The sequence below is a fragment of the Chryseobacterium cupriresistens genome, from assembly GCF_046614675.1.
Classification (GTDB): Bacteria; Bacteroidota; Bacteroidia; order Flavobacteriales; family Weeksellaceae; genus Chryseobacterium; species Chryseobacterium cupriresistens.
The window spans coordinates 706,730-721,369 of the sequence record NZ_JBKKJT010000002.1 but is presented as its reverse complement, the minus strand read 5'-3'; the positions used below and the strand labels follow the sequence as shown (position 1 = coordinate 721,369).

Genomic DNA, 14,640 nt, shown 5'->3' with positions numbered 1-14,640 from the left:
ACAAACGTTATGGATAAAATTTCTCTTAAAAACTATTCTTCAATGGTTCTGAAAGTCAGGTTGACTCTTGGAGTTTTCACTTTTGTAGTGGGTGGAAGCCTGTGAAGCCAGTTGTCCTGAGTAGTTCCTTTCATAATTAATAAACTTCCGTTTTCGAGGAATATCTCAACTTTTTCTTTGGTTACTTTATGTTTAAATAAAAATTTTCTTTCGGCTCCGAAGGTCAGAGAAGCAATGGCTCCATGTTTTTTCAGATCTGTCTCGCCATCGCTATGGTAGGCCATTCCTTCACTTCCGTCGTGGTACAAATTAAGCAGACAGGAATTGTAGGTTTCTCCCGACGCTTCTTCACATTTTTTCTTCAGTTCCAGTAATTCGGGAGTCCAGAATTTTGCATATTTTGTCCTTTTTGAATAAGTGTATTCAAATGCTTTTTCTCCAAACCAGGCCACTTTTCTTTTGGTTAAAATCAGTTTTCCAAAGATTACCGCCTCATCATTTTCCCACGGAATCTGATTAAGCAGATATTCATAGTAAAAATCTGATTGTTCTTTGGAGAAAACTTTTCCGTAGTAGTGAACGGTTCCATCGTGTGGAAGGATATTCAGTGGATAATCTGATATTTCTTCGAAAAGACTCATCATCGTTTTAATTTTTTTTAATTAAACACTAATTACACTAATATTTTTCACAAATAACACGAATTTTTATATCAATAGGAATGGACTTTAGTCCGTTTTATTAATATGGCCCTTTATAAAATCTTTTGTGGTAAAAATACGCTACGAGTACACCTGTGATCCTTCCCAGCCTACTATCAGCTGTTTCCTGTCACTTCCCCAGCGATAACCACCGAGATGTCCTGAAGACTGAATGACACGGTGGCATGGGATAAGAAATGCAACCGGATTACTTCCCACAGCTGTTCCCACAGCTCTGGAGGCTTTAGGATTTCCTATTTTTTCGGCTAAAGTGCCATAAGTAGACAGTTTACCCATCGGAATAGTCAGCAGACTTTCCCATACTTTCAACTGAAAATCGGTTCCTTTTAAGTGTAATTTTATTGTGTTGAGTTTTGTCCAGTCTTTATCAAATATGGACAGTGCGTTCTTTTGAAGGGCATCCTGTTTTTCAATAAAAGAAGCATTGGGGAATTTTTGTTTCAATTCCCCGAATGCTTTTTCTTTATCGTCTTCAAAAGCCATATAGCAGATTCCTTTTTCTGTAGAAGCTACTAAGATATTTCCGAAAGGACTTCCGGAAAAACTGTAATGAATACTAAGGCTTTTTCCTCCGTTTTTATATTCTGCCGGAGACATTCCTTCAATCTTTACAAACAGGTCATGAAGCCTGCTTGTACTGGAAAGTCCTGTCTCATAAGCTGTATCAAACAAACTTGCTTTTTCTTCCTTCAATAAATTTTTAGCATGTTCAAGACTGATGAACTGTAAAAATTTTTTCGGACTTGTTCCTGCCCAATCTGTAAAGATTTTCTGGAAATGAGCCGGACTTAAGTGAATATTCTCTGCCACTTCCTCCAAACTTGGCTGAAGCCTGAAATTGCTCCGGATATATTCTATCGCCTTGGCAATTCTGTTATAATCTATCTGACTTTGTGTGGACATCATATTATTGTTTTTACCTCACAAATTTCCAAAGAATATACGGCAGAAAAAATCCGATTCTTGCGGAATATTAGTTGTTGTTATAAATATCGTAGTAAGCAAGCATTTTGTAATATAACTTTGCAGACAGGAAAGCTGTTGGCTTAGCCATTGGTGAATCCATTAATTCTACAATGTCAAATGCTACAACGTTACATTTTTCAAATACTTTTCTTAATAATTCCAACGTTGGATACCATTGTAATCCACCCGGCTCAGGAGTTCCTGTAGATGGGGCAATAGAAGGATCAAAAGCATCTAAATCAATCGTGATATACACATTTCCCGATACTTTTTCCAATACATCATTGATCCAGTTTTCGTTGTTGGCAATTTCGTGCGCAAAAAATACTCTTCCTTCAGGTAAATATTGCGCTTCTTCAATATCCATAGAACGGATTCCCACCTGTACCAGATTATGCTTTTGATTGGCTTCAAAAACAGCACAAGCGTGGTTGGAAGTAGAACCGTGAAACTCTGGACGTAAGTCTGTATGAGCGTCTAATTGAAGTACCGTTAAATTTTCAAATTTTTCTCCTACTGCACGGATAGAACCGATAGAAACAGAGTGCTCTCCACCGAAAAGAGTAAATAATTTACCGTCATTGTTCAAAAGCTCTTTTGTTTTCTGATAAACGGCTTCCGTCATTGCTTCCGGACTAGAGTTTTCAGACACTTCTCCTGCTAAGTAAACTCCCTGAAGGTATGGTTCTGTCTGCGTTTCAATATCATAAAGCTCCATGTTTTCAGAAGCGTTTAAGAATAATTCCGGACCTTTATCAGCTCCTTTCCCCCATGTTGAAGTTCCGTCATAAGGAACAGTTACCAACATTACTTTCGAATTCTCTAACGTTGCGTTTTCTTCGGGAATTCCTGCGTATGTTCTCATGCTTTATTTAAAAATTTTAATGTTTTAAAATTGAAATATTGACCACAAAGATACAAAGAGTTTATGAGTTGGAGAGTAAGAGTGTAGGAGAGTTTATGAGGATCAGAATTTACCACTCGCAGTCTATTACCTGCTACCTAAAACCTATCATCTGTTACCTCTTCCCTTTCCACTCTCAACTCAAATAACTATTTTTGTATAAAACTCATTATATGCCTTTAAAAGCTGTACTTTTCGATATGGATGGTGTTATTGTAGATACGGAACCATTACATAGAAAAGCTTATTTCAAAACTTTTGACGAACTGGAAATCGTAGTTTCCGAGGAGCTGTACACTTCTTTTACTGGTGCTTCCACCAAAAGAGTCTCTGAAACATTGATTAATGAATTTAATTTAGATCAGACTTATGAAGCCATTGCTGGAATCAAAAGATCTCATTTCAAGGATTATTTTTACAATGATGATGAGTTTGATTTAATTCCGGGAGTAAGAAAACTGATCGAGCATTATCACGAAAACGGAGTCAAGCTGATTCTGGCTTCTTCTGCAACAATGGTAACCATCAATATGGTTTTTGAAAAATTCGGACTGGAGCAATATTTCAGCGGAAAGATCAGCGGTGCGGATTTAAAAGAATCAAAACCTCATCCTGAAGTTTTTTTACTGGCCGCAGAAATGGCAGGAGAACCTGTTGAAAACTGTATGGTGATTGAGGATTCTACCAACGGAATTCTGGCAGCTCACAGAGCAAAAATTTTCTGTGCCGCATACAGAAGTCCACATTCTAAAAATCAAGATTACACGTTAGCAGATACAGTAGTTTCTGATTATGAAGATCTGGAACTGGACAAAATTTCAAAATATTTTTAGATAAAAAAGCTCTCAGAATCTGAGAGCTTTTGTTTTCTATAAGTTTTGGCTAAAGCCAAATTGATTTTTCTATTGATTGTAAACGGGCTAAAGCCCATTTCTATTGATCATAAAATTATTTATAACCAAGAAGTTTCAATACATCTTCAGGTTCCTGTTTCTCACGGAAAATCTCATATTGTAATTCGCCGTTTTCATCTTTCTGAATCAGGACGTGTCTCGGCTGAGGCATCAGACAGTGGTGTACTCCGCCATATCCTCCGATTGTTTCCTGGTAAGCTCCGGTATGGAAGAATCCGATATACAAAGGTTTTGTATCACTGAAAACAGGTAAATAAATGGCATTGGTATGCTGTTCAGAGTTATAATAGTCATCCGAATCACAAGTCAGTCCTCCCAAGAATACTCTTTCATACGTATCTTCCCAACGGTTAAGCGGAAGCATGATAAAGTGTCTTGAAATAGCCCATGTATCAGGAAGAGTGGTCATGAAAGAAGAATCAATCATATTCCATTTTTCTCTGTCGTTCTGACGTTTCTGAGAAATGATTTTATAAAGGTTGGCCCCACTTTCTCCTACGGTAAAGCTTCCGAACTCAGTATAGATATTAGGTTCTTCTACTCCTTCCTCTTCACAGAATTTTTTGATCTGAGAAACGATTTCTTCCACCATATACTGATAATCATAATCAAAATTCAAAGAAGTTTTGATTGGGAAACCACCTCCGATGTTCAGTGAATCCACCTCCGGAGCGATTTTTTTCAGACGTGCATATACACGAAGACATTTATACAATTCATTCCAGTAATATGCTGTATCCTTAATCCCTGTATTGATAAAGAAATGAAGCATTTTCAGTCTTGCGTTCGGATGTTCCGCGATCTTCTGGCTGTAATAAGGAATAATATCTTTATATCCGATTCCTAATCTTGAGGTATAGAATTCGAACTTCGGTTCTTCCTCTGATGCAATTCTGATCCCGATATCAAAAGTGGAATCAATACTTTCAGTAAGCTTATCCAACTCTCTGTAATTATCAAGAATCGGCGTAATATTTTCAAATCCGCTATTGATCATATCTGAAATCTTTGCCAGATAATCATCGGTTTTAAAACCATTACAGATCACTTCGATATTCTTATCTACCTTACCCTTCTCATAAAGAGATTTTACGATATCCATATCATAAGCTGAAGATGTTTCTATTGAAATATCATTCTTCAGAGCTTCTTCCAATACAAAATTAAAATGACTGGATTTTGTACAATAGCAGTAGGTATAATTCTTTTTATATTCGGTTTTCTCAAAAGCTTCTTTAAACCAGCCTTTCGCTTTCTGAATATTTTGAGAAATTCTCGGCAGGTAGCTAATCTTTAGCGGGGTGCCAAATTGTTCAACAACATCCATTAACGGAATATCGTGAAACAACAAATTGTTCTCAGAAACATTAAATTCCTCCGTAGGAAAATATAATGTCTGATCAATAAGTTCCGAGTACTTTATTTTCATTTCTAAACAAGTGAATTAAGAAATGCAAAATTGCTAAAAAAGTTTCATTTTTAGGTGTTAAAATTATTATAATTTTAAATTAACACCCGATATTGAATCTCAGAAAAATTTATCTCTGATAATCAATACGTAAACTTCTGAATGTATTCTTTTCTTTTGGCATCTGAAATCCCTAATACCTGCTGAATATAGACATCTGTAGAGCCATACTTTTTATTGATCTCCTCAAAAGCTGCATCAAGATATCTTTTTTCTACCCAGCTGAGTTTTTCCAGCACCTGTAAATCCATCTTCGGATAGAGGAAATGTAAAGTATGGGCAAGGCGTAATCTTTTTTGAACAAGATTTTTTCTGTAGTTATTGGATAAAAGATATTCATTATAAACAGTCTCTTTATCAAACTTCAGAATGGTAAGAATTAATGCGGTGGTAATTCCGGTTCTGTCTTTTCCTGCAGTGCAATGGTAAAGGATAGGATCTTTGGATTCCAGTATTTCCGTAATAATCCTTTTTATCATTTCCGGATTTTTAGTAACATACTCACGGTAGAAATCGATCATTCTTTTATCAGCATCGGAAGCATTTACTTTACCTTTAAGAACAAGTTTTTTGGCCTGAGCCAGCTGGTCTCCTTCATCTTCAAATGCTGAGAAGTTTTTGTAAACATTTTCCGAAGGCAGCTGATCGGGCTTTTGAACAATTTCCCTGGAGTTTCTGAGATCAATAATTTCTTTGATTCCCAGTTTTTCAAAATCGTCGAAAGATTTCCTTTTAAGCTTATGAAGATGGGCACTCCGGTAAAATTTCCCTTCTTTTAAAGTTCTTCCATCTGCATTTTTGATATTTCCTACCGTACGGAAATTGGTTACTTTCCTGATCGGGATCACTTTTTCAGTTTCATTTTTACCATATTCAGGTGTTTCAAAATGCTGTGTTTTACATGAGAAAATACAGCATAATGAAATGGTGAAAACTGATATTCTGATTAGTTTATTCAATGGTTTTTAATAAGTTTTGGCTGAAGCCAATGGATTCTTGTATTTTATTAAACGGGCTTCCTTCGTCTAAGCTCAGGATTATTGCCCGTTTCTATTGATGTAAAAATTCGTGCCACTTGTGAAAAACATTGGTGTAATTTGTGTTTAATGACAGTCTTTTTTTACAATAGGTAAGGTCCATTTCTATTGATAATAATCACTCTAATAAATTGCCGGATATTCAATCTCCTTGATCCCTACAAAAAACAAGACATCTCCTGATTCATACTCTATAGAAACCTCATCTTCAACGGCAAAATTCCGGGTTCCTATTCTTGAAGTAATGCTAAGGCTTTCATTAGTCAAAGGCCAATTGAGACCTTTTGTCGTGATATTATTCACTGATGGAAACGGATAAAGAGAAATCATCCTGTTTTTCACTCCTCTCAATGTAAAATGATTGGGAATAAAATAATATTCTGAAAACTCATCATAAAATTTAATATTCATCAGGTCTTTGAATGCAAAAGCAACGGTAAGATTTCCAAGAAAATGATCCTGCTCACCACCGCTTCCTCCAAAAACATCAACTGCTGAAAAACCTTTTTCCTGAATAATTTCCAGAGCCTTATGAAAGTCTGTTTTTTCCTGATCTAATGTAAGGATAAATTTTTCCTCATACATATCTTCATCTGATCCGGAGTGCGAATCAAAATCGCCGGATATAAAATCCAGCTTATCCAAAGGAAATCCCATTCTTTTTAAATAATGAAAGGCACCGTCTGTGCAGGCAATCAATTCATAATTTTCAGGGCTGGGTAATGATTTTGGAGCATCTCCGTTGATGAAAAGTACTGCTTTATCTTTCATTCGGATTCCAGTATTCTTCCGGTTCGTTGTTCAGTTTTGATATGTATCTGGCCAATACAAAAAGATAATCTGAAAGCCTGTTTAAATATTTAATTAATTCGGGACGTACTTCTTCTGATTCATTCAGAAATACCAGTGAACGTTCTGCTCTTCTGCAGATGGTTCTTGCTGCGTGTAAAAAAGTTGCCGATTTTCCTCCACCTGGCAAAATAAAATACTGAAGCGGCTCCAGTTTTTCATCAAAAGCATCCATCCATTGTTCCAGTTCCTCAATTTCTGTTTCTGAAATAATGATCGGAAGGCGGGATTTCCCATTGGCAAGCATCAGCTTATCCACAGGTGTTGCCGCTTCTGAACCTACAGTGAACAAATCAAACTGGATTTTCTTCAGCTGTCTCAGCACTTCTTCATCTTCGATATGGCTTTTTGCAATCCCTATGAATGAATTCAGCTCGTCTATATTTCCATAACTGTCTACTCTTGCACTGGCTTTGGAAACTCTTGTTCCGCCGTACAATGCAGTCTGACCTTTATCTCCTGTCTTTGTATAAATTTTCATAGTACTAAAATACCTTTTTTTATACAATGTAAAAAGTAAAATGTAGTAATAACTGCCTGTTCTATCTGAAAAAAAATTGCCTGACATTAATTCATGCCAGGCAAATTTCACATAGGTTGGTTGTATATCTTTTGAAATTGCTTCCTCATTATTAAGTATGACCAGCAAATTTCAATTCCTTATTGATGAGTTAAAAAGTGTAATTAACATTAAGCTGAAAAGTGGTTCCGTTAAATCCAAACTGGTTGACCTCCCATGGATACTTGAATCTTCCTCCAAGATCTGTCACTACATCTCCTTTGCTGTCTATGACGTCCGGGTAAACATTAAATAAATTATTTACAACTCCGGAAACTTTAAGGTCATTCGTAATTTTATAGGTTAAAACTATATCTGTAACCACCTTACCGGAAAATGTCTGATCTTTGGCAGGATCAGTGGCATGCTGCCATGTAACAGAACCAAAGTAAGTATTATTAAGGTTAAAATTAAACTTTGTAATGTCATAAGACAGACTAAGGATTGTTTTTGTTTTTGGCCTTGCAGAAGTAATTCTGGATTGTTCCTTTCTGTCAAAAAAGTTTTCTGAATAGCCATTTTGCGCCAAAATAGACGGAACGGCAATATTATCTACTATTTTAGTCTCGTTATAATTGAAGGCAGCAATAACGCCTAATCTTCCTTTTCCAATAGCAGAAGTATAATAATTCGCGACAAAGTCTACTCCCTGAGTAACTGTATTGACAGCATTGGTGAAAAACTTCAGGGAAGTTATTTTATTATTGTTTAATATGACTTCCACAGGGTTTGACAGGTCCGGACTTCCGGGAGCTCCGGTTTTGTATCCAATATCTCCTGAAAAAAGTACACGGTCTTCAATTTTTATTCTGTAATAATCTGCTGTAATAGTAAGGTTTTTAAAAGGTTTTACGGCCAATCCCCCGGTAATGTTAAAGGCTTTTTCAGCATTTAATTTTGGAACACCAAGATCAGATCTTACAATTTGAGAGTCATTATTAAAGGTACCTTGATTGGCTACCGTATTCCCTGTAATTTTGGTCTGAACATTGGAATAATATATCTGGTGTAAGGAAGGTGCACGGAATCCTGTAGAAACAGATCCACGGAAAACCAATTTATCATCCAGCAATTTATATCTTGCATTTCCTTTCCAGGAAACATTATTTCCGAAATCACTGAAGTTTTCATATCTCACCGTTCCTCCAACTAATAAGTTTTTTGTAACATCCCATTCAGCATTGAAATAGGCTCCGATATTCTGACGGTTTTTATTGACTTCATTTTGAGGCTGCAGTCCCGGAAATGATTCTGCGCCACTTCCCATATAAGAGGCTTCTTCTCCTGCCCTAGCCTGATAGTTTTCATTGCGCACTTCAACTCCGGCTCCTAAAACAAGCGCACCAAAATCCCGGCTGACATCTATGTTTCCTATAATATTACTGAACTGATGACCACCTGCCTTAAAACTTGTTGGTGACTTTGCACCCAAAGATGTATTAATGGTATTTCCTACTACATAATCTACTGCATTAGAGCCAAAGGTGGCACTCCCGTCAAAACTCCATTTTCCAAACATTCCTTTCCATCCGGAGGTTAAATTATAATCATAAACATCTGTTTTAAATTCCGGCTGAAATCCATTGTAAGGTTGTCCTTTTGGAGTTAATAAACCAAAATCTGACGGTACCCAATAGGGTGTTCTATACAAAGCGAAACTGGTCCCATTTCTATAAGTTGTACCCCCAAAAGCATAAAATTTACCCGTCTCACCTGTTGGCAATTCAAAATTTACAAACATATTGCCCACTTTGGTCTCCGGTTGCCCGATGATCATTCCTAAACCGGGATTGGCCTGAGTCCAGGCATTATCTACACCAAAAAGTTCATCTTTTGTAACAGAACCTGCGCGGTTCGTTTTATTTTGGGAAGAAAATCCTAAGGTAATATTCAGGCTTCCTGTTTTTGCAACCCTGATTCCTGTATTAAAATCTGCACCGATATTAAAACCGTCTCCTTTTGAAGTAATTCCGGAAAAGAGATTCACTGTGCTTTTCCCAACACCATTCTTAAGGATAATATTGATCACTCCTGCAATAGCATCAGATCCGTATTGTGCAGATGCTCCATCCCTCAGGACCTCTACGTTTTGTAAGGCTGCTGAAGGAATACTTTTCAGGTCTGTACCTACTTCACCTTTTCCCGGTGTATCATTTACGTAAATGAGAGCACTTTGATTTTTTCTTTTATTATTAACTAAAACTAATGTTCTGGAAGGTCCCAAACCCCTTAAGTCTGCCGGATCAAAATGGGCCGTGGCATCAGAAACAGTTTGTTGTGATGAATTAAAAGAGGGAACAGCATAGGTTAAAGCTTTGTCAAAAGTAACCTGTCCTGTAGATTTTAGCTGCGCTGCTGAAATATTGTCTATAGGAATTGCTGAGGTAATGATGGTTCTGGGCTTAGTTCTCCCCGTGGTCACCACCACTTCGTCTATTTTATTTTGTTTTATGCTGTCCTGAGCATATCCCATAACACCAGCTCCGCTTAATACTAAGACATAGATTTTTCTATTCAATAAATTTTCCTTCATGTCGATTGTTAATTATTTAATAAAACTAGTAAAAAAATTAACATTAAACATTAAAATAAAAAATATAATAACAATTCTATTTCATATTTGCGAAAACTATGCCATTTAATAAAAACAGGAATTAATACTCGAAACGTAAAGTGAATTATTAATAACATGAAAAAATATAAATCAACAACATCATATTTGTATAAAAAAATTAATTAGTTAACATCACAAATAAACATGATTTTATTCGTTCTGAAAGGTAATTTTCAATGAGTTAAGATGGGTTCGCTTTGGCTCGCAATGACCGGAAAATGAATGGAAATAAAAAAATGGCCGGGAGAAACCGGCCATATCCAAATTATTTATTTACCTCTACGTATTGTATGATGGTCTGATTTTTTGGGTTGTAGATAATGGTACTACTGTTCGGAAATCTTTTCAGCTTATAATACTGAATATTTTTATCGGATTTAATATCTTCGAGAATACTGGTGTCAAATGTATTATCAGGAAGAAATTTTGATAAAAAGCTTATTTTGTCAATAATGTTCTGGCCATCAATCTTTCTGGTAGTTTTATCAGATTTATTTTCATCAGACGTTGGCTGACTTTCCAAAAATGGCAGCAACACTGCAATGTCGGCTTTATATTTAAAGATATATCCTTCTGGTATTCCCGGAATTTTAATTTTCTTTCCTTTTTCTTCAGAAACAATGGAAGCCCCTGTACCAGGGAAAACGGTATTAAACTTTACGTCTTCGGCGTTGGTTAAAGAATTTATAGATTCATTGACTGTTTTCTTTACTGTTTCTTCTACAGCCTGCTGTGTTTTTTGTTGTACTGCTTCGGTTGTTTTCTGGACAGTCTGGTCAATTTTTTCCTCAATCTTATTGCATGATACTAATAAAAAACCAGTAATAACAGGCAAAATATACTTCTTCATAATTCTAATAATAACGTTTTTTTTATTAATATCCTCTTTTCTAACGTAAAAACGGGCCAGGATATTTTAGCAAAGAAAAAATATTTTTTCAATATGAAAAATCCTGCTGACAAACTGTTGTCATAACCCTCTCTTACCTTTGTATCAACAACAAACAAAAAAAACAAAACATTATGACAACTACAGCAACAGCTACAAAACAATTCATGACATCTGAACAGCTATTAGAAGATTGGCAAGGACACAGAAATCTTACAAGAAGAGTGATTGAATCTTTTCCTGAAAAAGAGCTATTTGAATTTTCTGTAGGCGGAATGAGACCATTTGCAAAACTGGCAGTAGAACTGATCAGCATTGGCGGGCCTGCTTTAAAAGGAATTGTGGAAGGAAATATGGAAGCTTACAGTGAAGAAGCTTTTAATCCGAAAACCAAGGAAGAAATTTTGAAAAAATGGGATGAAGAAACGGAAGTGATCAACCATTATTTCAATCAGATTTCTGAAGAACGTTTTCAGGAGACTTTCAATTTATTCGGACAATATGAATTTCCGGTATATCAGAACATTCTTTATTTTGTAGATAATGAAGTTCATCACCGTGGACAAGGATACGTTTATCTGAGAGCTTTAGGAATTGAACCCCCTTTCTTCTGGGAGAGATTTTAATGCACTGAGAAGGTAAAATTGCAGAAAGGGTAACCAAAACTTATATCTTTTTTTGCGACACAACAAATTGACTTTTTTGCAATTCTGCCTTTCCTTAAACCATTTCATTTATTTGCCTCAATTAAGTCTTTAAACCTCAACAGTCTTGTTGGGGTTTTATTATTGATGTCTTTCAACCATTTTTACAAGCAGTTCATTCAAACGGATGCGAAGACTTTCCGGCTCCAGAACTGTAGCATAATCTGCAAAAGTGATCAACCAGCGGGGAAATCCATCACTGATCCATTCTGTTTCAAAAGTGAGTTCCATCCCCCGTTCGGTTTCTACTTCTTCTATCAATCCATAGTATTTTTTAGAATTTACCAAATGATTCATGATCTTTTTATCAACCAGCAGTTTGGCTATAACCTTATTTCCATTTGATTTTTTACGGTAATCATTCACTTGTCCGTATTCCTGTAAAAACGGATTCTGTGTTTTTGAGATTTCCAGAATTCTGTCGATACGAAACTGCCTGAAATCTTTTCTCAAGATACAGTAGGCCATGATATACCAGAAATTAAATTCGAAAAACATACCAACTGTTTCAATCGTTCTGTTGCTTACTCTTTCATCTACCGTTTTATACCTGATATTGAGCTGGGTTTTCTCCGCAATGCTTTCGAGAATGATAGGAATTACGTTTTTCAGTGAATCTCCGGAATCTGTATGAAAGCTGAAAACATCTATTTGCTTCTCGATATTTTTAATCAGATTTTTATCAGAATATTTCAGTACTGAACGTACTTTTTCCATGGCAGCCTGATAATGATTTCCCAAGCTTTGGTGGGAAAATTTCTGCATCAGCTTTTCAGCAGTAATGAAACTTAACACTTCTTCTTTGGTAAACATAATGGGAGGAAGTTTGTAACCATCCATTAAAGAGTAACCATTTCCAGCTTCTCCAACAATAGGAATACCCGCATTTTCCAGGGTTTTTACATCACGGTAAATAGTTCTGATACTTACATCAAACTTTTCAGCCAGATCCTGAGCGCGTACAACAGGTTTCGACTGCAACTGGGTAAGGATAGCCGTTACCCTATCGAGCTTTTTTAAATAGTGATCGTTCATGATGGAACAAAGCTAAAATTCTTTTTTGAGGTATGACTTATAAATGAGATGGCTTTTTGACTTTAATTTTCTTTAAAAGTATTCACCAGTTTATCGAGATTAAGACTGCGGGCTGAGGCATCAAAAATCTCACGGTATGTTCCTTCTTTATTGTATAATTCATCATGAGTTCCATTTTCCACCACTCTGCCTTTTTTCATCACATAAATCGTATCTGAATCCAGAATCTGTGAAAGAGAATGGGAAATGATGATCACCGTTCTTCCTTCTTTAATAGCATCCAGAGAATTTTTGATCTGTTCTGTAGCAATGGCATCAAGGCTGGCTGTCGGTTCATCCAGAAAAATAATCGGTGGATTTTTAAGGAACAGTCTGGCAATGGCAATTCTCTGCTGCTGTCCTCCTGAAAGCTGAGTAGCATCATGCTGATATTTTTCAGGAAGATCCATGATCTGATCGTGCAGATAAGCTTTTTTTGCAGCCTCCTGAATTTTTTCAAAACCGGCATTCATATCTCCGTAACGGATATTATCTTCTATGCTTCCCTGAAAGATATGATTTTTTTGAAGTACCAACCCAAGATCACTTCTCAGGAAAGTATTTTCATATTCATTAAGGTTGACTCCATCCAAAAGAATCTCCCCGGAATCCGGAAGATAGAATTTACACAAAAGATTGATAACCGTTGACTTTCCTGCACCGCTCAATCCTACCAAAGCAGTCGTTTTTCCGTTTTCAATTTTCATGGAAACATTATGTAACGCTTTTGTACCGTTGGGATAGGTGAAATCAACATTCTTCAATTCAAAAGTTCCTTTGATTTCTTTTTCTACAAAAGTACCGTTTGATTCTGTCTCACTATCTGCATTTAAAATATCGAAATATCCTTCGGCATAGATCATGGCATCGTTCATATCATCATAAATCCTGTGAAGCTGCCGGATCGGTGCCGAAACATTGTTGAAAAGCATAATATGAAGCATAATTGCTCCAATGGTCATTTGCTGGTCAAGTACAAGATAAACGGTTAAAAGGATAATCAAAACAACACCGAACTGCTCAATAAAAGTTTTTAAACCATCATAAATAAAATTGGTTCTTCTTGTGATCATCTGGCTTTCCATCAGCTCCATCTGAAGGTCATATTGTTTTTTCCCTTCAAATTTTTCCCGGACAAAACTTTTAATGACCATAATAGAATTGATCAGGTTCAAAAGTCCGGAGGTCTTTTTTTCTCTCTGATTTCTAAGCTGGCGTCTCACTCCACCCAGTTTTTTGGCCTGCAGAGAACTAATGTAGAAATAAATCGGAACAATGATTGTAGAAACGAGCCCTACATACACATTCTGCATATACATAATGATGAGTGCAATAATGGCATTGGAAAAAAGAGGAAGGATATCAATAAAAAAGTTCTGAACCAATCTTGTCAGACTTTCTATTCCGCGGTCTATTCTGATCTGTAATTTTCCGGACTCATGGTTTTCATCATTAAAATAAGCAACTCTGTAGGTCAAAATCTTATCAATGGCTGATTGTGCCAGCACGGAGCTCACATTGATCCTTATTTTTTCGCCATAAAATTTCTGTCCGAAGTTGATAAAGATGTTCAACAATTCTTTCCCCAGTAAAATAATGGAAATAATAATGAGAATATGAATTCCCTCCGACATCGGATGCGGAAGATGCGTAAGTTTAGTGACTTCATCCACCGTGTATTTCAGAACAATCGGGTTCACCTGTGCTGCCAGAGCACCCAGAAAAGTAAGAAACAAGGTTCCGTAAATCATAGGTCTGTAAGGTCTGATGAACGGGACAAGCTGTTTATAGATTCCGAATAAGGTGACAGTTCTGTTAAAAGGTTTAGCCATAGAAATCATTTTAAATGAAAAACGTACCGCTTTCAAGAGAAAAAGGTACGTTTTATTATCATGTTCAGCAAGTGAATGCTTATATTTTATCCTTCAAATACATAAGTT

General features: G+C 36.2%; 13 protein-coding genes. 2 read left to right on the top strand and 11 right to left on the bottom strand.

The window, feature by feature from the left end; all coding sequences use genetic code 11:
- Positions 1–32: 32 nt before the first annotated feature.
- The 3 genes from ACLI50_RS08490 to speB form a co-directional block, all read right to left on the bottom strand.
- Positions 33–641, bottom strand: a complete 609-nt coding sequence (locus ACLI50_RS08490; RefSeq protein WP_202844134.1) for an alpha-ketoglutarate-dependent dioxygenase AlkB family protein — start codon at positions 639–641, stop codon at positions 33–35.
- A gap of 141 nt (positions 642–782) precedes the next feature.
- Positions 783–1,625, bottom strand: coding sequence for a bifunctional helix-turn-helix domain-containing protein/methylated-DNA--[protein]-cysteine S-methyltransferase (locus tag ACLI50_RS08485; protein ID WP_411413597.1), 843 nt, complete (start codon positions 1,623–1,625; stop codon positions 783–785).
- Positions 1,626–1,695: 70 nt separating this feature from the next.
- Positions 1,696–2,553, bottom strand: a complete 858-nt coding sequence (gene speB / locus ACLI50_RS08480; protein ID WP_062674087.1) for an agmatinase — start codon at positions 2,551–2,553, stop codon at positions 1,696–1,698.
- A 212-nt stretch (positions 2,554–2,765) separates the two neighbouring features.
- Between speB and ACLI50_RS08475 the strand changes: the two genes are divergently transcribed.
- Complete coding sequence (locus tag ACLI50_RS08475) at positions 2,766–3,425, top strand: HAD family hydrolase (RefSeq protein ID WP_227943024.1); 660 nt, start codon at positions 2,766–2,768, stop codon at positions 3,423–3,425.
- 115 nt (positions 3,426–3,540) lie between these two features.
- On the opposite strand, the gene ACLI50_RS08470 is transcribed toward ACLI50_RS08475, so the two are convergent.
- The 6 genes from ACLI50_RS08470 to ACLI50_RS08445 form a co-directional block, all read right to left on the bottom strand.
- Entirely contained in the window at positions 3,541–4,935 is a 1,395-nt protein-coding gene (locus ACLI50_RS08470) for a type III PLP-dependent enzyme domain-containing protein (protein WP_002977177.1), read from the bottom strand.
- 122 nt (positions 4,936–5,057) lie between these two features.
- Positions 5,058–5,933 (bottom strand): tyrosine-protein phosphatase, encoded by an 876-nt coding sequence (locus ACLI50_RS08465; RefSeq protein WP_411413563.1) that lies wholly within the window; start codon positions 5,931–5,933, stop codon positions 5,058–5,060.
- Between the two features lie 201 nt (positions 5,934–6,134).
- Positions 6,135–6,782, bottom strand: coding sequence for a thiamine diphosphokinase (locus tag ACLI50_RS08460; protein WP_411413562.1), 648 nt, complete (start codon positions 6,780–6,782; stop codon positions 6,135–6,137).
- Positions 6,772–7,341: a cob(I)yrinic acid a,c-diamide adenosyltransferase gene (locus ACLI50_RS08455; RefSeq protein ID WP_034699206.1), complete on the bottom strand. Its 570-nt coding sequence runs from the start codon at positions 7,339–7,341 to the stop codon at positions 6,772–6,774. Before ACLI50_RS08455 ends, ACLI50_RS08460 begins: the two co-directional genes overlap by 11 nt.
- Before the next feature lie 190 nt (positions 7,342–7,531).
- Entirely contained in the window at positions 7,532–9,952 is a 2,421-nt protein-coding gene (locus ACLI50_RS08450) for a TonB-dependent receptor plug domain-containing protein (RefSeq protein ID WP_343643218.1), read from the bottom strand.
- A 346-nt stretch (positions 9,953–10,298) separates the two neighbouring features.
- On the bottom strand, positions 10,299–10,883 hold the full coding sequence (locus ACLI50_RS08445; RefSeq protein WP_411413561.1) for a hypothetical protein: 585 nt from the start codon (positions 10,881–10,883) through the stop codon (positions 10,299–10,301).
- Positions 10,884–11,056: 173 nt separating this feature from the next.
- On the opposite strand from ACLI50_RS08445, the gene ACLI50_RS08440 reads away from it, so the two are divergent.
- The gene (locus ACLI50_RS08440) at positions 11,057–11,548 is read left to right on the top strand and encodes a DinB family protein (RefSeq protein ID WP_062674075.1); all 492 of its coding nucleotides are present in this window, start codon (positions 11,057–11,059) and stop codon (positions 11,546–11,548) included.
- Positions 11,549–11,707: 159 nt separating this feature from the next.
- Here ACLI50_RS08440 and ACLI50_RS08435 read toward each other — a convergent pair whose 3' ends face one another.
- Both ACLI50_RS08435 and ACLI50_RS08430 read right to left on the bottom strand, forming a co-directional pair.
- Positions 11,708–12,661: a helix-turn-helix transcriptional regulator gene (locus ACLI50_RS08435; protein ID WP_411413560.1), complete on the bottom strand. Its 954-nt coding sequence runs from the start codon at positions 12,659–12,661 to the stop codon at positions 11,708–11,710.
- Positions 12,662–12,723: 62 nt separating this feature from the next.
- A complete protein-coding gene (locus ACLI50_RS08430) occupies positions 12,724–14,451 on the bottom strand; it encodes an ABC transporter ATP-binding protein (protein WP_395974892.1) in 1,728 nt (575 codons plus the stop codon).
- Positions 14,452–14,640: the final 189 nt, after the last annotated feature.